The sequence below is a fragment of the Micromonospora sp. NPDC005367 genome (assembly GCF_040606825.1).
In the GTDB taxonomy this organism is placed as follows: Bacteria; Actinomycetota; Actinomycetes; order Mycobacteriales; family Micromonosporaceae; genus Micromonospora.
The window spans coordinates 51,275-69,065 of record NZ_JBEXFP010000035.1 but is presented as its reverse complement, the minus strand read 5'-3'; the positions used below and the strand labels follow the sequence as shown (position 1 = coordinate 69,065).

Sequence of the window (17,791 nt, the reverse complement as noted above, 5' to 3'; positions counted from 1 at the left end):
GCGGCCGGATCTCAAGGTTGTCTGCCCACATAAACCTCACCCGCCCCCCCCAAACCCTCTTGATCACCGCGGGCAGGGAAGCCGAGCCTGCCGGATCCACAGGTCTTCCCGGGACGGGTCAGTGGAGGTCGGCGGCTACGAAGGACCAGAGTTCCAGGTCGGTCCGGGCGCCGCGGACGTAACCGGCGTTGCGGAGCAGGCCCTCGTAGCTGAAGCCGGCCTTCTCGGCCACCCGCCGGGACGGCGTGTTGCCCGGTGCCACCCGCAGTTCGATCCGCTGGAAGCCGTGCTCCAGGATCAGCGCGATGGCCACCGCGTCCACCGCCTCGACAGCCAGCCCGAAGCCACGCGCGTGCGGCGCCATCGCGTACGAGATCTCGGTGAGCCGGGCGCCCCAGTCGGTACGCCGGGTCCAGAGACAGCCGACCAGCTGGGCGTCCTCCCGGCGGATCACCCCGTAGTGGTCGCCGTCGCCGCTGTCCCGGCGCTGCCGGGCCAGGTCCGTGCACCAGGCGAGCCCGTCGATCGGGCCGGAGTCGTCGGCGAGCGGCAGCCAGCGCCGGGTCAGCTTGTCGGCGAAGATCTCCCCGGCCCTTGCCGCGTCCACCTCCCTCAGCTGCCGCACCTCGGTACGGGGCGTGGAGACGGTCAGCGCCGGGAAACGGCGCACCGCGACCTGACCGATCACGCCGGCACCCCGCCGGGCCCGGCCGGCACCGCCGCGGACGCCGGCTCCGCCGCCGCGGCGGCCACCAGCCGGGTGGCGATCCCCGGATGGCCCGCCCAGTGCAGGGCGAGCTGCGAGGCGTGCACGTTACGCCAGACGAAGCCCTCCGCCGCGCCGCCCTCCCAGCTCCACGCCGGCCGGCCGCCCGCCCGCGGACTGAGCACCGCCCGGTGCTCCTTGTGCCCGACGAACACCGCGCCCTCCGAGGCGACCACGCTCGTGGTACGGGCCGTCGCCGTCCGGTAGCCGACGACCAGGCCGTCCCGGCTGGCGCCGACGGCGTCCAAAACCCCGCACATCGGCAACCCGTCGAGTTCCCGCGCCAGCCAGAGCATGCCGGCCCCCTCGGCGATGACCGGCCGACCGGTACGGGCCAGCTCGGCGACCGCGATGCAGAGGCGCCGGTTCGCCGACAACTGTTCGGCGTACGACTCGGGGAGCGCCCCGCCGACGATCAACGCGCGGGTGCCCGGCGGGAGCGCCTCGTCGCGCAGCGGGTCGAGCATCACCACCTGCGCGCCGGCCGCCCGCAACAGCTCGGCGGTCTCCGGCGTGCTGTAGCTGCCGCCCGGGGCTCCGGCCAGCGCGACCACCGGGGAATCCGCCGGGGCCGCCGGGGCGGCCAGCGCGTCCCGGGGCGACCAGGCCACGGCGGGCAGGGGCGGGGCGGAGCGGGCCAGCCCGAGCAGCCGCTCCAGGTCCACGGTCGCGGCCACCGCCTCCCCCAGGCGGCGTACCGCCCGGCTCGCCTCGGCGGAGCCGTCGATCGCCGGCACCACCCCGTGCCGCCGGTCGGGCAGCACGGCCGGCAGGTCCTGCCGGCGCAACGCCCCGTAGACCGGCACCCCGGCGTCGTCGAGCGCCGCACGCAGCATCGCCTCGTGCCGGGAGGAGGCCACCCGGGTGAGGATCACACCACCGAGCCAGAGCTGCTCGTCGTACGACCGGAAGCCGTGCACCAGTGCGGCCACCGACTGCCCCATCGCCGCGACGTCGACGACCAGCACCACCGGGCTGCGCAGCGCCGTCGCCAGCGCGGCGGTGGAGTCCTGGTCGGGGCGACCGGTGACGCTGTCGTACAGCCCCATGCTGCCCTGGACCACGGCGAGGTCAGTGCCCTCGGCGCCGTGGGCGAGCAGCGGGGCGAGCCGGTCGGCGCCGACCAGCAGGGGGTCGAGGGTACGACCGGGACGGCCGGCGGCGAGCCCGAGGTAGGCGGCGTCGACCCGGTCCGGTCCGACCTTGAACCCGGCGACCTCGACATCGCGGTCGGCGAGCGCGGCGAGCAACCCGATCGTCAGCACGTTCCTGCCGTGCCCGGAGGACGGCGCACTGAGCACCAGGCGCGGCACGACGGTCATCATCGACTCCTCGGGTGCAGCGGGTACGCGGTTGCGGGCCCGTGGGAGCGGTTCGCCCGGTGACGATACCGGCCCACGCCGATGGACGAGCGACACGAAACGGCCCTGTCGCGCACCGCAGCAGGACCATCGCGGGCAGTGGTGCCGGTCATACGAGTAGCCTCGTGGCTGTGTACCGGTTCCTGCTGACTCCGCGCTGGCTCGGCTACCTGGCGCTGGCCCTGGTCGCCGCCGCGGTGATGGTGTTCCTGGGCAACTGGCAGCTGGACCGCTACCGGGGACGCACCGAGATCAACGAGCGGATCGACGCGGGCCAGCGGATGACCCCGGCGCCGTTGCGCGATGCGCTGCCCGCCCCTACCGGCGGCGCGGGCACGGCCGGTCCGGCTCCGGCCGAGGAGAAGGTCTACACCCGGGTCACCGTCACCGGCCGGTACGACGCGACGAACACGGTGCTGGTCCGCGGCCGTACGGTTGACAGCCAGGTCGGGTTCGAGGTGCTCACGCCGCTCGTGCTTTCCGACGGCAGCGCGGTGCTGGTCGACCGAGGCTGGATCCCGCCGGCGCCGGGCGGGGCGACCGCACGACCGGAGGTGCCCGCCGCTCCCACCGGCGATGTGACGGTGGTCGGCCGAGTGCACGAGAGTGAGAGCCGCCCCGGCACGGTCGAACGGCGCGACGGGCGGTTGGAGACCCGCCGGATCGCCGTCCCCCGGCTGGCCGACAAGTTGCCGTACCCGGTCTACGGCGCGTACGTGCTGCTGGACGAGCAGACCCCGCAGGCCGACCCGACCTTCATCGCGGTACCGGTCGGGCACACCAACAGCTGGCAGAACCTCGGCTACATCGTGCAGTGGTGGCTCTTCGCCGTGATGACGTTGTTCGCCTACCCCTGGGCGGCCCGCCGGGAGGCCCGGAGGGCCGCCGGGCTCGACGCTCGGCCACTCGACCGGGCCGCCGAGCCGGCGCCGAGCACCCCGGTCTGACGGCGGGCCCGCCGCCCGACGGGCGCAGCCCCCGGGATCAGGCGGTGGGGCGACCGGCGTGGATCGCCCGGACCGCGTCGATGGTGTCCGCCTCGGCGGCCGTCTTGTCGGTGCGGTAGCGCACCACCCGGGCGAAGCGCAGCGCCATCCCACCCGGGTAGCGGGAGCTGGTCTGCACCCCGTCGAAGGCGATCTCGACGACCTGCTCGGGACGAACGCGAACCACCCAGTCGCCCTTTTCCACGGCCAGGTCGAGGAACCGTTCGGTCTGCCAGCGCAGCAACTCGTCGGTGAGGCCCTTGAACGTCTTGCCGAGCATCACGAACTCGCCGGTGCGCGGGTCGCGGGCACCCAGGTGGAGGTTGGACAGCCAACCCTGACGCCGGCCGCTGCCCCACTCGACGGCGAGCACCACCAGGTCGAGCGTGTGCCGGGGCTTGACCTTGACCCAGGCCGCGCCGCGCCGGCCGGCGTCGTAGGGCGCGTCCGGCGCCTTGACCACCACCCCTTCCTGGCCGGCTTCGATCGCCGCCGCGAACGCCGCGCCCGCCTGCTCCGCGTCGTCGACCAGCACCCGGCCCACCAGCAGCGACTCGTCGACCGCGCCGGCCAGCGCGGCCCACCGGTCCCGGCCGGGCAGGTCGATCAGATCGTCGCCGTCGAGGTGCAGCAGGTCGAAGAAGTACGGCGTCAACACCGTCTGGCCGGTGGCTTCGGCCCCGGCGAGCACCGCGGGGGCGACCGGCGCGCGGCCGGTGGTGCTCGGTGTGGTGCGCCGGGCGGCGCGGCTCGAGGTCTGCTGGAACGGCAGGGGCCGCCCGGCCTCGTCGAGCCCGATCGCCTCGCCGTCGAGGACCAGCTCCCGGGCCGGCAGGGCGCGCACCGCGGCCACCACCTCGGGCACCCGGGAGGTGATCTCGTCGAGGCTGCGCGTGAACACGGCGATGTCCTGGCCGGAACGGTGCACCTGGATCCTGATGCCGTCGAGCTTGACGTCGACCACCGCGGGCGTGCCGGTCGCGGTGAGCGCCTCGTCGACCGAGGGCGCGCTCTGCGCCAGCATCGGGGCGAGCGGGCGCCCCACCTGGAGACCGAACCCGGCCAGCGCGGCGGCGCCGCCGTCGAGCGCGGCCACCGCGACCGTGCGCAGGTCACCGGAGAGCAGCAGAGCCCTTCGGACGGCCGTCACCGGCACCTCGGCGGCCCGCGCGATCGCGTCCGCGAGCAGCCCGGCCTGGGCGCCCTGGCGCAGCTCGCCGCTGAACAGGCCGGTGAGCAGGCGTTGTTCCTCGGCCGTGGCCGCGGCGTAGAGCGCGCCGAGCAACGCCCGGCGGCGGGCCTGCGAACCGGCGCCGTGCACCGCCGCGATCCGGTCGATCTCCGCGTCGACCGCAGCCACCGTCAACGTCGGTTCGACGGCGGGCGGCGGGAGGTCGCGAAGGCTCGCGTAGCCCACACCGGTCTGGCGCTGCCGCAGCTCGCCGGCGAGCCAACCGGCACCCGCCGGCACCTCGGCCGGGTCGAGCGCCCGCAGCGCGTCGGCCAGCAGCTCCACCTTGGCCCGCCGGCCACTGGTGGCGGCCACGGCGGCGGAGGTGGCTGCCAGATCGAGGAACCGCACGAGTTCATCCTGCCAGCCACCTCCGACACCACCCGGGCATTGCCGTGCCCGGGAGCTGACGAACCGCCCGCCGCCCCGCCGGCCGGGGCGGCGGCACCCCAGTGCCGGCGGAGCGCGGATGGTCAGGCCGAGACGGGCTCCTCGATCCGGAGCCCACGCGCGCGGACCTCATCGGCGACCCGGGTGAGCATCGAGTCGAGTGCAACCAGAGCTGCGGAGAGCTCACCGAGCTGTTCCTTGAGCGTGTCCTCGGGCCACGCGGAGACGTCGACGTCCCCCAGAGCGCTGACGGCGGCCTGCAACCGGGCCATCACCTCGTTCGTACTCATGTTCGAAAGGCTATATCAGTTGCGGATACGACACGCCGTAAAGTCCAGAATCGACCGCGCCGTTACGGTTTCGACGCACGCCCTAGCTTCGGGCCGCCTCCGCGACCTTGCCGAGCAGCAGCGCCTCGGCCAGGCAGACCCGGGCGAACTCGCCCAGGTGCAGGCTCTCGTTCGGCCCGTGCGCCCGGGCGTGCGGGTCCTCCACGCCGGTCACCAGGATCGCGGCCTGGGGGAACATCTCCTGGAACGTGGCGATGAACGGAATCGAGCCGCCCACACCGATGTCGACCGGATCGGTGCCGTCCCAGGCGTCGCGGAAGGCCGACCGGGCGGCGTCGAACATCGGCCCGGTCGCATCGATCACGCACGGGTCCCCGTCGTGTTCGAAGGTGACCGTCACCTGGGCGCCCCAGGGCGCGTGCTTCTCCAGGTGGGTGCGGACCGCCTCGTACGCCCGCTTCCGGTCGTCGCCGGGCGCGAGCCGGACGCTGAGCTTGGCCTTCGCGGACGGCACCAGCGCGTTCGGCGCCTCGGCGGTGGCCGGCGCGTCGATGCCGAGCACGGACAGGGCCGGCTTGGTCCAGAGCCGGTCGGTGAGCCGGCCGGTGCCGATGAACTCCACGCCCTCGACGACGCCGGCCTCGGCGCGGATCCGGTCCTCCGGGTAGTCGACCGTCGCGCCCTCCTGGCCGACCAGCCCCTCGACGGCGACGTCACCGGCATCGGTGTGCAACGTGGCGAGCAGCCGCACCAGGGTGGTCAGCGCGTCCGGGACCGGGCCGCCGAACATGCCGCTGTGCACGGCCTGCCCCAGCGTCCGGACCTCGACGAAGCAGTTCACGATGCCCCGCAGCGAGGTGGTCAGCGCCGGTACGCCGATGTCCCAGTTGCCGGAGTCGGCGATCACGATGACATCCGAGGCGATCTCGTCTCGGTGCTCCTCGAGCAGCCGCTCCAGCGAGTCGGAGCCGTACTCCTCCTCGCCCTCGATGAACAGGACCACGCCGACCGGCAGGCGGTCACCGTACGCGCGCAGCGCCGCCACGTGCGCCATGACGCCGGCCTTGTCGTCCGCCGCGCCCCGGCCGTAGAGCCGGCCGTCGCGCTCGACCGGCTCGAACGGGTCCGACTCCCACAGTGACAGGTCGCCGACCGGCTGCACGTCGTGGTGCGCGTAGAGGAGCACCGTCGGCGCGCCGGGCGGGGCCGCCTTCTTTCCGATCACCGCCGGCTGCCCGCCGGAACGCGCGATCTTCACATCCAGGCCGCAGCCGCGCAGCAGCTCGGCCACCGCCTCGGCGGAGCGCTCCACGTGCGAGTGGTCGAAGCCGTCGAACGCGATGCCGGGGATGCGGACGAGGCGTTCCAGGTCGGCGCGGACGCCGGGCAACTCCCGCTCGACGGCGGCCCGCACCTCGGACTCGGACATGATCGGTGTGGTCATGACCGGCATCGTATTCCGGCCTTACGGCCGCCTGCCGCCTGGGCCGCGAAGCCGGTGGCCGGCACCGTCGGCACGGCCGCCCGGCCCGCTCAGCCGACGCGCACGTAGTAGCGGGTGCGATCGTGCGGCAGCCCCGGCGCGCCGTCGACCACCAGGTCGACATGCTTGGCCGTACCGTCGGCGGCGAAGTGCGCCGACTCGCCGGCGTGCCAGCGACGCAGCTCGGGCAGGATCTCCCGGCCGTCCCGGGCGACCGCACGGGCCAGCCGCAACGGCGCCGGCGCGGTGACGAAGACGGAAAGGGTCAGCTCCGGGCGTGCCGCCGCCCGAGCCGCGCTCACCCCCTCGACGATCAGCACCGGGCCGACCGGCACCGGCACCGCGTCGGGCAGGAAGCTCCGCCGCACCCAGCTGTACCGGTGGTACGCGCCCGCCCTACCGATGCGCAGCGGCGCCAGTACCCGCGCCTCGAGCCGGGTCCAGAAGGTGAGCTGATCGTCCCAGCCGTCGAGCAGGTCGTCGGTGTGCACCACGGGCGGCCGGGCATCACCGTGCAGTGCGGTGAGGGCGTCCGCGAGGTGCACCGCGAACCGGCTCTTGCCCGCGCCACTCGGCCCGTCGATCGCCACCACCCGGGTACGTCCCAGCCGCGCCGGACCGGCGAGCACCCGCCGGGCCAGTTCGGCGTACGCCTCGACGACCGCGACCGGGGTCATGCCGGCGCGGCCGGGTTCCCGGTCCACCGGCGAAGGGTCTTCGGGGCGGGCGATGCGCGGCACCGCGCCAGTATGCGGGCGCGGGTCGGTCTTCCGGCGGGCTCCCGCCGGGCTCCCGTGGGCTGACGCGGGTTGACGGCCGACCCGCATCAGCTCGGCCACCAGCCGTCACGCGACGTCACTGTGCAGGCCGCAACCGACACCAGTCCTCGCGGCCTTTGCTCTGCACCCCAATACGCACCAAACACGCTGTGTCACGCCGGCTGGACAACACCTCGGCAACCATCCCGCGTTCCGGCAGTTCACAGTGGTGGCGCGTCCGCGGGTGCAGAGCAAAGCATCGGAATGGGATGCACTGCATTCGGCAGTCAGTAACACACTGCTACATCACGAAAAGTGACGCTACGAGTGTCCGCTCCCGGTCAGTCGTGTCCCCGTTCGGAGTACCGGCTCGGCGACCACCCGTCACGTCCGGGGGAATCACGTCACCCGCCGGTTGGCACCGATCTGTTCGCCCGGCGGGGCAGCCGGTGGCTGGGCATGATCGGGAGGTGCTCCGTGACGTGATGAGCCCCGGCGTCGAGGCCCTGCTGGAACAGGCCCGCTCCGGGCTGCAACGGTTGACTCCGCACGAGACCGTCGCGGCGGTGCGTGGCGGCGCGCTGCTGATCGACACCCGCACCGAACGCCATCGCCGGGAGCAGGGCGACCTGCCCGGCGCGATCGTCATCGATCGGACCGTGCTGGAGTGGCGGCTCGACCCGGCGAGCCCTTGGCGCATCCCGGAGGCCACCGGCTACGACCGGGAGGTCGTGGTGGTGTGCCGGCACGGCTACAGCTCCAGCCTCGCGGCGGCGAGCCTGCAGACGCTGGGGCTGCGGCGGGCGACGGACATGATCGGCGGCGTCCAGGGCTGGATCTCCGCCGGTCTGCCCCTCTCCGAGCACCCCGCCGACGTACGTCCCTGACCTGTCGCGCCGCCCACCCGCTCCGCGCCTATCCGGGTGGGGCGCCCGGCGGTATGAACGGGAGGCCCGGGGGTGGGCCCGTCTCGATGAGACGCCAGAGCGCGTCGGTGTCCAGGTGCTCCTCGACGAGGTCGCCGAGCACGTCCAGCGAGCGTTCCCGGGCGGCCGCGAAGGAGGTGTCGGCGGCGACCCGGAACCCGTGCCGCCCGGCGAGTCGGGCCGCCTCGGTGAGGAAGCGGCGACGGAACCCGTCGGATTCGAAGGCGCCGTGCCAGTGGGTGCCGCTCACCGCGCCGAGCATCATTCCCTCGCCGCTGCCGTCGGCGCAGGTGATCAGCGGGGCGGCCGCCGGGTCGGCCGACGAGACGTACCCGTGATGGATCTCGTACCCGCGGACCGGCAGGTCGGGCGCCACGGTGCCGACCGACTGTCGGACGGTCTTACGCTGTTCGAAGCCGATCTCCACCGGGAGCAGGCCGAGGCCGGGGACGGTGCCCAGTCGGCTCTCCACCGGATCGTGGATCGACCGGGCGAGCATCTGAAAACCGCCGCAGATGCCGAGCAGCGGCTTTCCGGCTGCCGCGTGGGCCAGCACCGCGTCGGCGAGACCGGTCTCGCGCAGCCAGGCGAGGTCCGCCACGGTCGACTTGGAGCCGGGCAGGACGACCAGGTCGGCGGCCGCCAGCTCGGCGGGCTCCACGGTGAGCCGTACCCGCACGCCGGGCTCGGTGGCGAGCGCCTCGACGTCGGTGGCGTTGCTGATCCGGGGCAGCCGTACCACGGCCACGTCGAGCCATTCGGTGCCGTGCGGGGCGGCCGGTCGACCGAGCACCTGGCCGTACGCGAGCGAGTCCTCGGCATCCAGCCAGAGGTCGAGCGACCAGGGCAGCACCCCGTACGTCGGGCGACCGGTGACCCGGTGCAGCATGTCCAGCCCGGGGCGGAGCAGACCGAGGTCGCCCCGGAACTTGTTGATCACAAAGCCGGCGATCAACGCCTGGTCGGCCGGGTCCAGCAGCGCCACCGTGCCGAACATGGACGCGAACACGCCACCGCGATCGATGTCGCCGACCACGATGGCGGGCCACCCGGCGTGTCGGGCGAGCCCCATGTTCACGTAGTCACCGGCACGCAGGTTGATTTCGGCCGGGCTGCCGGCGCCCTCGCAGATGACCACGTCGTACGCGGCTCGCAACTCGGCGAGGGCCGTGTACGCCGTCTCCGCCAGCCGGGGCCGCAGCTCACGGAAGCTGCCCGCGGTGACGGTGTCGACCGCCTCGCCGAGCAGCACCACCTGGCTGGCCAGATCGCTGCCCGGTTTCAGCAGCACCGGATTGAAGCGCAGGTCGGGAGCGAGCCCGCAGGCGGCGGCCTGCATCGCCTGGGCCCGGCCGATCTCACCGCCCCGCCCGTCCGGGCCGACCACCACCGCCGAGTTGTTGGACATGTTCTGCGCCTTGAACGGCGCCACCTTCACGCCCTGCCGGTGCAGCCAGCGACAGATGCCCGCGGTGAGGACACTCTTGCCGGCGTCGGAGGTGGTGCCGGCCACCAGCAGCCCGCCACTCATCGCCGCCACCCGCGCCCGGCCACCGCCCTGCCACCGGTGGCGGCAGGCGAACCACCGGCCCGGCCGTCCCGCACCGGGCCGAACGGTGCGGGACGGGCGACGGTCGGCCCGCCGGCGCGCCGCACAGCCCGTGGCAGTGTGTGCAGGACCCGGCGGCCGGCCGTGGAGAGCAGCCGGCCGGCGGTCAGCGGATAGGCGGCCGCCAGCGTGAGAGCGAGCAGCCCGACCGCGCCGGAGATGCGGGCGGTGCGGGCGAGGTGTTGCGCTTCGGGACGTGGACCGTCGCCGAGGAACGGCCGCACTTCCGATCGGCCGAAGTAGACGTTGCGCCCACCGAGTCGTACGCCGAGCGCCCCGGCCATCGCCGCCTCGCACTGGCCGGCGTTGGGGCTGGGGTGGTCGTTGCGGTCCCGCCGCCACACCCGCCACGCCCGCTCGCGGTCGCCGTCCGCATGCGGGGCGACGGCCACGGTGAGCAGCCCGGTCAGCCGCGCCGGCACCAGGTTGAGCAGGTCGTCGAGCCGGGCGGCGGGCGTGCCGAACCGGGCGTACCGGGGCGAGCGGTGCCCGACCATCGCGTCGAGCGTGTTCGCCGCGCGGTAGCCGAGCAGACCGGGCAGGCCCGCCACCGCGCCCCAGATGAGCGGGGCGACCACCGCGTCGGAGGTGTTCTCGGCGACCGACTCGACGGTGGCACGGGCCAGCTCCGGCTCGTCCAGGCTCGACGGGTCACGACCGCAGAGGTGGCTCAGCCGCTGGCGGGCGGCCGGCAGGTCGCCGTCGTGCAGCGCCCGACCCATCACCTCGGCCTCGTGTCGCAGCGTGCGGCCGCCCAGCACGGTCCAGGTGCCCGCCGCGACGAGCGCCGCGCGAGCGATCGGCCGGCGCCGGGTGGCCGCGGTCGCCGCGACACCGAGCAGCACCGGCGCGCCGACGGCCAGGGCGGTGAACGCGGCCCCCGCGCCCCGGTTCGGGCGGTAGAGGCGCCGTTCCAGCGCGCCGGCCGCCCGGCCGTATCCCGCGACCGGGTGCCAGCGGCGCGGGTCGCCGAGCAGCCTGTCCAGGGCGTACCCCGCCACCAGTCCCGCCGCGTTCGCCAATGGCGCCGCCTGCCGCACGCGTACCACCTCCAGCCGGCCAGCCTAGACGAAAGCCTTCTCTGGACTCGTTCGCGCGGACCCGGGTCACCTCACCGCAGCGCCACCACCGACGCCTCCGCGCCGACCCGGGTCACCCGCCGCAGCGCGGCCACCGACGCTTCCGCGCCGACCCGGCAACCTCTCCGCGACGGCCCGGCCCTGCGGGGTGACGGCGACGAAGCCGTCGCCCCCCCGCCCCCCCGTTGCGGCCGAACCGCTCACGCGGTCTCGCACCGACGTGATGCCGGGTCTCGCCGGCGTCACGCGGGCTGCGGCACCCGCCCACGGCGGCTGCGGCCCGACGACCGGCCGTTCGACGACGGCTCGTCGGGCGCCGGGGCGAGCTCACCGTCGCCGTCGTCGGATCCGTCGACCAACGGCGCGAGTTCGTCGGGGTCACTTTCGGGGCTTCCCTCATCGTCGGGCATTCCGCCGAGGAAGTCTCCGGTGTCCGAGGCGAACGGGGGTGTGGCGCCGGCGGAGGACAGGTCCCGCACTGCTCGCGGCGCGACGAATTCCGGCAGCTCGAAGTCCTCGTCGAGGGGCCGGTCGTCGGGCAACGCCGGGGCCTGGTCGTCCGGCACCGGCTCGGTCGGCTCCCCCTTGACCCGGCTCTCCGCCTCCGCGTCCTCGACGGCGCTGGTGGTGACGCCCGGGCGGTTGCGCAGGAACCGGGCCCGGCCGCGGGACAGGTCGTGCCCGACGGCCACCGCCTCCAGTTCGTAGAGGGTGCGGTGGTTTCCGGCGTCGTCGGTCCAGTCCCGGGTGTAGAGGCGGCCGCAGACGACCACCGGGTCACCGACCATCACCGAGGCGGCCACACCCTCGGCGAGCTTGCGCCAGCAGTTCACGCGGACGCGCAAGCTGTTGCCGTCGACCCAGCGGCCGCTGTCCCGGTCGAGGCGGCGGGCCGTCGAGGCGACCTTGAAGTTGGCCACCAGGGTGTTGCTCTGGGTGGTGCGTCGCCATTCCGGCGCGGTCAGCACATTTCCGACGATCGTGACGTAGGTGTCGAACATCGTCCCTCCAGGGATCGGGGCTGCCATCGCGAGTCGACTCGTGCCGAGCCTGCGCCCGGCACGGGTCGCGCGCCACCGCCGCCGGCCGTACCTGTGGACGACGTGCCCGCCTGTGGAAAACGCCCTGATCAAGCTCACATTTGCTATGCGAACGGTTCCGAACCGGGTCGGGCTGGGTAAGGAGTTGATCAAGCAGCCACCGGCGCGCATGCCCCGGCGACACGCACCGGCGGCACCGCCCGACGAGAGGACAGCGACCATGACGACGAGCACCACTCGTACCGCCCGCGTTCCGGCGCAGGTGCGGCAATGAGCGCCGTGACCAACCCGGCGACGGTCGCCCAGTGCCTGCGGGTCGGCGCCGGGTTCTCACAGGGCGACCGGAACTGGATCGTGGAGCAGTTCGCCACCCTCGACGCGCGGCTCGCCGCGTTCCACGCCGACGCCACCGAGCTGGAGGTGTCGGTCAAGGACCGCGACGCCCGCGGCCAGAAGGTCACCCTGGAGTGCTGGATCGCCGGTCGCCAGAAGATCGTCACCACCTCCGCCGAGGAGGACCTGCGGGCCGCACTCAACGACGCACGCGACGACCTGCGCCGACGCCTCAACGACGCGAAGACCAGGCAGGAGCCCAGGCACAACAAGCACGTACGCGAGATCGGCCGGGAGGGGGTCGAGGCGCCCGCCGACGCGGAGACCGTCTGAGCCGTACGCCCGTGGCCCCCGCCGCCCCGGTCGGCCCGCGGGGGCCACGGCACGGACCGCGAACGAAGGGGCTACCGCCCGGTAGCCTGCCGGCGTACCGTCGGATCGTGGAACCGGACGTGCTGGGCCCGCCCTACGAGCGGCAGACGATCGATCTCGGCACCGACGACGAGGGACCGGTCGTCGCCACCCTGGTCCGGCGGCGCGCCGAACGACCCACCCGACGCGCCGTGCTCTACGTGCACGGCTTCGTGGACTACTTCTTCCAGACCCACCTCGCCGACTTCTTCGCCGAGCGCGGCTGGGACTTCTACGCGCTCGACCTGCGAAAGTACGGCCGCAGCCTGCTCGCCCACCAGACCCCGAACTTCTGCCGCGACCTCACCGACTACCACCCGGAACTGGACGCCGCGGCGAAGATCATCCGTGACGACGACGGGCACGACACGCTGCTCGCCGTCGGGCACTCCACCGGCGGCCTGATCGTCTCGCTCTGGGCGCAGGCCCGACGCGACGCCGGGATCGTCGACGGCATCGTGCTCAACAGCCCGTTCTTCGACATCAACGCACCCTGGCTGGTACGGCGGCCCCTCCTGGCCGCCGTTTCCCGCCTGGGCCGCCGCGCGCCGCACCGGGTCCTGCCCTTCGACCTCGGCACCGTGTACGGCGAGAGCATCCACTCCGACCACCGCGGCGAGTGGAGCTACGACCTGGCCTGGAAGCCGCTGGCCGGGTTCCCGGTCCGGGCCGGCTGGCTGGCCGCGATCCGCACCGCGCAGCGGCAACTGCGCGCCGGACTCGACCTCCCCGTGCCCGTACTGCTGGCCTGCTCGACCCGCTCGTTCCGAGGCAGGCGCTGGCGTGAGACGGCCGGGCTCGCCGACGCCGTCCTGGACGTCGAGCACATGGTCCGGTACGCCCCTCGCCTCGGTCGGCACGTCACGCTGGCCCGCTTCGACGGCGGCCTGCACGATCTCACCCTCAGCGGCCCCGGCGTACGGGAGAAGGTCTTCACCGAGATCGGCCGGTGGGCGCAGGCGTTCCTCGGCGCGGGTCCGACGGCCTCGGCCGGCCGCACCGACGCGGGCGTCACCCGCACGGCGCAGACCGCCGGCCCGGCGGACGCGGCGGGTGCGGGCCCGGCGGCGGTCCCGCCGGAAAGCCGACGCCCCACCGACTCGGCGGGTGCCACCCTGAGCTGACCCGGGACCGCTCAGGCCTCGCCGGTGGTCGGCAGCATCGCGCGGATCCGGTCGAACGTGGCCACCGGGTGACTCTCCGCGCCCGGCAGCACCAGACCCAGGCAGTGCAGGGCCATCCCACCGTCGGCGGCCGCCTCGACGCCGAAGACCGGCGCCCCGACGTAGCCGGCCGGCAAACCGGCACCGATCCGCACCTCGTCGCCGACGCGGGACACCCGCTCGATCGCCACCTCCAGCGGCCGGTCGCCGTCCTCCGCCAGCCCGTGGGCGAGCACGAAGGCCGAGCCCGGCGTCGCGTCGATCCGGGCGATCACGTCGGCGTTGGCCGCGACGATGTCCACCACCGGTTGCAGGCGGAACACCCAGCCGGCCGCCGCCGCCACGGCGTGCAGACCGGTCATCGGCAGGATCGCCACACCGAGCTCCGGACGGCGGACCCAACCGGCGACGGACAGCGCCGCCGGGGCCGCTCCGGCCGGTTCGGTGACGCTCGCCCGCAGACCCAACTCACCCGCGCCGCCGGCCACCGATTCGGCCGTCAGCAGGTACTCCCCACCAGAGCCCTGGAAGAGGAAGGCGGTGCCGGCGCCGTGGGGGGCGAGCCCGTCGGCGCGGCGGTACGGCAGGATCGCGCGGCCGACGAGCTGGCAGAGCTCGTAGGCGACGTCGTTCTCCATGTCGGGGTCAAGCAGCACGCAGCCGAGGGTACGTCGTGACCGGCTTCGTTTCCGGCAGGCGTCCGGCCACCGATCGGTGTGCGCCGGCTCACGTCCGATACGCGGGCGCCCACGACCCGGAAACCCGATGCCGGCCGCCGCCGACGCATGCGAACCTTGTCGGCGTACGACGCCAGGACGGTACGTCGATCAGCCAGCCCGCGGGCGGTACCCTCTTGGCGCGACGCCACGCGCCCGTAGCTCAGCGGATAGAGCAGGGGACTTCTAATCCCAAGGCCGCAGGTTCGAATCCTGCCGGGCGCACCTCCACTGCCACAGCTCAACCGCCCGCGACTCCGACCCGAACCGGACATTCAGGGCTGCGTGGGCCTGGCAATGACGTGATCGGCTCGGCTTCATTGAAGTCGCGGTAACCCAAGCATCGGGACACCCCGACATCATTGAGGCCGAGTCGATCAGCGCCGAGGCCGACAAGACCTTCGCCGCCAATGATCCTGGGCACCGCACCAGCCGCGACGCTGGCCGTACGGCCGGGGTCGTCCGTCGGCGCGCCGTGCGGCCGCCTGCCTCGTCTGCCCCAACTGTGACCATCGACATAGTTCGTCCCAGCGGATATGTAGCATGATCATTTGGCCGGGCTGAACGAGGAGGACCAGGCGCGGTGCGGACGGGGGCCGCTCCCTCCCCTGACGTCCGAAGGAGTACGCCATGCCCGCCGCCAAGCCCGTACCCGCCCCTGAGCACGTCGCCGTCATCGGTGCGGGGATGGTCGGGCTGGCCACCGCCTGGTTCCTCCAGGAGCGCGGAATACAGGTCACCGTGCTCGACCGCACCGGCGTCGCGGCGGGCGCGTCGTGGGGCAACGCCGGGTGGCTCACTCCCGGCATCACCACTCCCCTGCCGGAGCCGGCGGTGCTCCGCTACGGGCTGCGCGCCCTGCTCAGCCCGTCGTCGCCGGTGTACGTGCCGCCGCGTGCGGACCCCCGGCTGCTGCGGTTCCTGACGGGCTTCGCCCTGCACAGCACGCAGGCGAAGTGGCAGGCCGCGATGGCGGCGTACATCCCGATGAATCGGCGCGCCTTCGAGGCGTACGACGCGTTGGCGGCCGGCGGGGTCGGGTCGGTGGCGCACGAGGCAAAGTCGTTCATGGCGGCGTACCGGACCGAGGCCGAACGGTCGGTCCTCCTCGACGAGCTGGGGCACATCCGCTCGGCCGGCCAGGAGATCGAGTTCGACGTCCTGACCGGTGCCGAGGCGCGGGAGGTGGAGCCCTCGCTGTCGGACGCCGTCGGCGCCGCCATCCGCCTGCACGGTCAACGGTTCGTCAACCCGGGACAGTACGTGCACGCGCTCGCCGAGGCGGTTCGCGCCCGCGGCGCGTCGATCATGACCGGCGCCGACGTGGTGGACGTACGCGACGAGGGGGCCGGGGTGCGGGTGGTGACCGCCGCCGGCGTGGACGACCGCTACGACGCGGCGGTGCTGGCGACCGGCACCTGGCTCGGCGCCCTGGCCCGACGCTTCGGCGTACGAACCGTCGTGCAGGCCGGCCGTGGGTACAGCTTCAGCGTCGCCATCGAGCACCTGCCGTCCGGTCCGGTGTACTTCCCCGCACAGCGCGTCGCGTGCACGCCGCTGGGCGACCGGCTGCGCGTCGCCGGGATGATGGAGTTCCGCAGCGCCGAGGCTCCGCTGGACCAGCGTCGGATCCGGGCGATCACCGAGGCGGCCCGTCCGCTGCTGCGCGGCGCGGACCTGGACGCGCGCGCCGACGAGTGGGTCGGATCGCGACCGTGCACCCCGGACGGACTGCCGCTGATCGGCCGGACCAACTCACCTCGGGTCTTCGCCGCCGGCGGTCACGGGATGTGGGGCATCACCCTCGGCCCGCTCACCGGCGAACTGCTCGCCGAACAGATCACCAACGGCCGGCAGCCCGTGGAGCTGCGCCCCTTCGACCCGCTGCGCTGACGGAACCCTGGCCCGGCGCCGACCTGGGGGCGGGCCGGACCGGCGGCAGCAACTCCTAGCGGGCCCCTTCACGTCCGCGGAGCCGACGCACCAGAACGAGGAAGGCGAGCAGCGACGGTACGGCGAGTGTGGCGTACAACCACGGCGGCGCGGCGAACGGGGAGGGACGCGGCTCCGGACCGCCGAACGCGCCTCGGGCCAGCAGGTCACCGGGCACCTCCAGGTCGCTCACGCCGTTCGGGGCGGTCAACAGCACCTGCTCCCGGCCGCCCGCGCCGACTGCCGTGAGCACGGTGCGCCGCTCCGCCTCGTCCTCCTCGAGCGACTGCCGCTCCAGCACCGGGTCGCCGTCGCGCCAGGCGACCAGCTCCACCGCCGATCCGTTGACCGGGATCGCGTCGCCGGCCGGCCGGCCGGTGGCGGCGTCGAGGAACTCGATCCGCCAGGAGCGTCGCAGGGCCTCGGCCAGGTCGGCGCAGCGGAGCACGCAGCCGTCGTACGTCAGCAGGGCGATCCGCCGGCCGTCGGGGGTCCAGGCGGCCCGGCCGGCCAGTCCCCGGCGCTCGCCCAACTCGACCTGCCAGCGCACCTTGCCGGTCGGGTCGGCCACCACGAGGCGTTCCCGCTGGGCGACCTCGGCGGCCGGATCCACCAAGCCGGTGACGGCGATCAGCGAGCCGTCCGAAGACCAGGCGGCCCTGCTGTGGCTGGCGAAGGTGCCGATCGGCAGCACCCGCTCCGTTCCGCTGAACGGGTCGAGGAGCAGCAGGTCGTCCGGCTTCGCCGGGTCGTTGACCGGCTGGTTGTCCGGACCGTACGTGATCACGTCGTCGTCGTTCGATCTGGTGGCGACGACCGACTTCCCGTCCGGAGACCAGGCGAGCGGACCCAGCCTGGGTTGGTGCGTACGCCGGCCGTCACCGCTGCGTAGGTCGATCATGCTTCCCTGGCCGGGGCGTAGATACCACCGGCCGTCCGGGGAGAGCAGTCCGTGGCCCTCGCCTACGCTGATCGGCAGTAGTCGGTAGCCGCCGTTCCGGCCGACCACGACCCCCGTGGACTCGAAGTAGCGGGTCTGCGCGGTGAAGAAGAGCACCGACGCGGGGCCGACCGGATGCTGGCCGACGGTCGCCTGCCAGAGCCACGGGTCGCGCACCTGACCGGGCACGGCCTCGGCAGGCGGATCGGCACGTCGCGCGGCGAGCCAGCCGGGCGCGTACATGGCGACGAAGCCAAGGGCCGCCACGGTAACGAGGATGGCGACCTTCCGTGCGCGGTCGATCGACACGACTCCATTCAACCCCACCGACCGGCGGCGAACCCTGAACGCGCCACGGTGTCGACCCGGCCCGTACC

At 73.8% G+C, this 17,791-nt stretch carries 16 protein-coding genes and 1 tRNA gene; 6 read left to right on the top strand and 11 right to left on the bottom strand.

Features of this window, described 5'->3' with window-relative positions:
• Nucleotides 1–118: 118 nt before the first annotated feature.
• Nucleotides 119–688, bottom strand: a complete 570-nt coding sequence (locus ABZS42_RS22525) for a GNAT family protein (RefSeq protein WP_355148243.1) — start codon at nucleotides 686–688, stop codon at nucleotides 119–121.
• Nucleotides 685–2,088: a cobyrinate a,c-diamide synthase gene (locus tag ABZS42_RS22520; protein WP_355148241.1), complete on the bottom strand. Its 1,404-nt coding sequence runs from the start codon at nucleotides 2,086–2,088 to the stop codon at nucleotides 685–687. The genes ABZS42_RS22525 and ABZS42_RS22520 overlap by 4 nt, the downstream gene beginning before the upstream one ends.
• 164 nt (nucleotides 2,089–2,252) lie before the next feature.
• On the opposite strand from ABZS42_RS22520, the gene ABZS42_RS22515 reads away from it, so the two are divergent.
• Nucleotides 2,253–3,074: an SURF1 family protein gene (locus ABZS42_RS22515; RefSeq protein ID WP_355148239.1), complete on the top strand. Its 822-nt coding sequence runs from the start codon at nucleotides 2,253–2,255 to the stop codon at nucleotides 3,072–3,074.
• 37 nt (nucleotides 3,075–3,111) lie between these two features.
• Here ABZS42_RS22515 and ABZS42_RS22510 read toward each other — a convergent pair whose 3' ends face one another.
• The 4 genes from ABZS42_RS22510 to ABZS42_RS22495 form a co-directional block, all read right to left on the bottom strand.
• Complete coding sequence (locus tag ABZS42_RS22510; protein WP_355148237.1) at nucleotides 3,112–4,695, bottom strand: ATP-dependent DNA ligase; 1,584 nt, start codon at nucleotides 4,693–4,695, stop codon at nucleotides 3,112–3,114.
• A gap of 122 nt (nucleotides 4,696–4,817) precedes the next feature.
• Nucleotides 4,818–5,024 carry a hypothetical protein gene (locus ABZS42_RS22505; RefSeq protein ID WP_355148235.1) on the bottom strand — a complete coding sequence of 69 codons (207 nt, stop codon included), beginning with the start codon at nucleotides 5,022–5,024 and terminating at the stop codon, nucleotides 4,818–4,820.
• An 82-nt stretch (nucleotides 5,025–5,106) separates the two neighbouring features.
• Nucleotides 5,107–6,453 carry a dipeptidase gene (locus tag ABZS42_RS22500; protein ID WP_355148255.1) on the bottom strand — a complete coding sequence of 449 codons (1,347 nt, stop codon included), beginning with the start codon at nucleotides 6,451–6,453 and terminating at the stop codon, nucleotides 5,107–5,109.
• Nucleotides 6,454–6,557: 104 nt separating this feature from the next.
• Nucleotides 6,558–7,184 carry a hypothetical protein gene (locus tag ABZS42_RS22495; RefSeq protein WP_355148253.1) on the bottom strand — a complete coding sequence of 209 codons (627 nt, stop codon included), beginning with the start codon at nucleotides 7,182–7,184 and terminating at the stop codon, nucleotides 6,558–6,560.
• 566 nt (nucleotides 7,185–7,750) lie between these two features.
• Here ABZS42_RS22495 and ABZS42_RS22490 point away from each other — a divergent pair.
• Nucleotides 7,751–8,152: a rhodanese-like domain-containing protein gene (locus ABZS42_RS22490; protein ID WP_355148251.1), complete on the top strand. Its 402-nt coding sequence runs from the start codon at nucleotides 7,751–7,753 to the stop codon at nucleotides 8,150–8,152.
• 28 nt (nucleotides 8,153–8,180) lie between these two features.
• Here ABZS42_RS22490 and ABZS42_RS22485 read toward each other — a convergent pair whose 3' ends face one another.
• From ABZS42_RS22485 to ABZS42_RS22475, 3 genes are all read right to left on the bottom strand, one after another.
• Nucleotides 8,181–9,722 carry a cobyric acid synthase gene (locus tag ABZS42_RS22485; RefSeq protein WP_355148233.1) on the bottom strand — a complete coding sequence of 514 codons (1,542 nt, stop codon included), beginning with the start codon at nucleotides 9,720–9,722 and terminating at the stop codon, nucleotides 8,181–8,183.
• Nucleotides 9,719–10,840, bottom strand: a complete 1,122-nt coding sequence (locus tag ABZS42_RS22480) for a cobalamin biosynthesis protein (protein ID WP_355148231.1) — start codon at nucleotides 10,838–10,840, stop codon at nucleotides 9,719–9,721. Before ABZS42_RS22480 ends, ABZS42_RS22485 begins: the two co-directional genes overlap by 4 nt.
• 281 nt (nucleotides 10,841–11,121) lie before the next feature.
• Nucleotides 11,122–11,880 (bottom strand): single-stranded DNA-binding protein, encoded by a 759-nt coding sequence (locus ABZS42_RS22475; RefSeq protein ID WP_355148229.1) that lies wholly within the window; start codon nucleotides 11,878–11,880, stop codon nucleotides 11,122–11,124.
• A 309-nt stretch (nucleotides 11,881–12,189) separates the two neighbouring features.
• On the opposite strand from ABZS42_RS22475, the gene ABZS42_RS22470 reads away from it, so the two are divergent.
• The gene (locus ABZS42_RS22470) at nucleotides 12,190–12,585 is read left to right on the top strand and encodes an HPF/RaiA family ribosome-associated protein (protein WP_355148227.1); all 396 of its coding nucleotides are present in this window, start codon (nucleotides 12,190–12,192) and stop codon (nucleotides 12,583–12,585) included.
• Between the two features lie 107 nt (nucleotides 12,586–12,692).
• Nucleotides 12,693–13,787 carry an alpha/beta hydrolase gene (locus tag ABZS42_RS22465; protein WP_355148225.1) on the top strand — a complete coding sequence of 365 codons (1,095 nt, stop codon included), beginning with the start codon at nucleotides 12,693–12,695 and terminating at the stop codon, nucleotides 13,785–13,787.
• 11 nt (nucleotides 13,788–13,798) lie between these two features.
• On the opposite strand, the gene ABZS42_RS22460 is transcribed toward ABZS42_RS22465, so the two are convergent.
• A complete protein-coding gene (locus tag ABZS42_RS22460) occupies nucleotides 13,799–14,482 on the bottom strand; it encodes a hypothetical protein (RefSeq protein WP_355148223.1) in 684 nt (227 codons plus the stop codon).
• Between the two features lie 212 nt (nucleotides 14,483–14,694).
• On the opposite strand from ABZS42_RS22460, the gene ABZS42_RS22455 reads away from it, so the two are divergent.
• Nucleotides 14,695–14,767 (top strand) — tRNA-Arg (locus ABZS42_RS22455).
• Between the two features lie 405 nt (nucleotides 14,768–15,172).
• Complete coding sequence (locus ABZS42_RS22450) at nucleotides 15,173–16,435, top strand: FAD-dependent oxidoreductase (RefSeq protein ID WP_355148221.1); 1,263 nt, start codon at nucleotides 15,173–15,175, stop codon at nucleotides 16,433–16,435.
• Nucleotides 16,436–16,490: 55 nt separating this feature from the next.
• On the opposite strand, the gene ABZS42_RS22445 is transcribed toward ABZS42_RS22450, so the two are convergent.
• The gene (locus ABZS42_RS22445; RefSeq protein ID WP_355148219.1) at nucleotides 16,491–17,681 is read right to left on the bottom strand and encodes a hypothetical protein; all 1,191 of its coding nucleotides are present in this window, start codon (nucleotides 17,679–17,681) and stop codon (nucleotides 16,491–16,493) included.
• Between the last annotated feature and the right edge of the window lie 110 nt (nucleotides 17,682–17,791).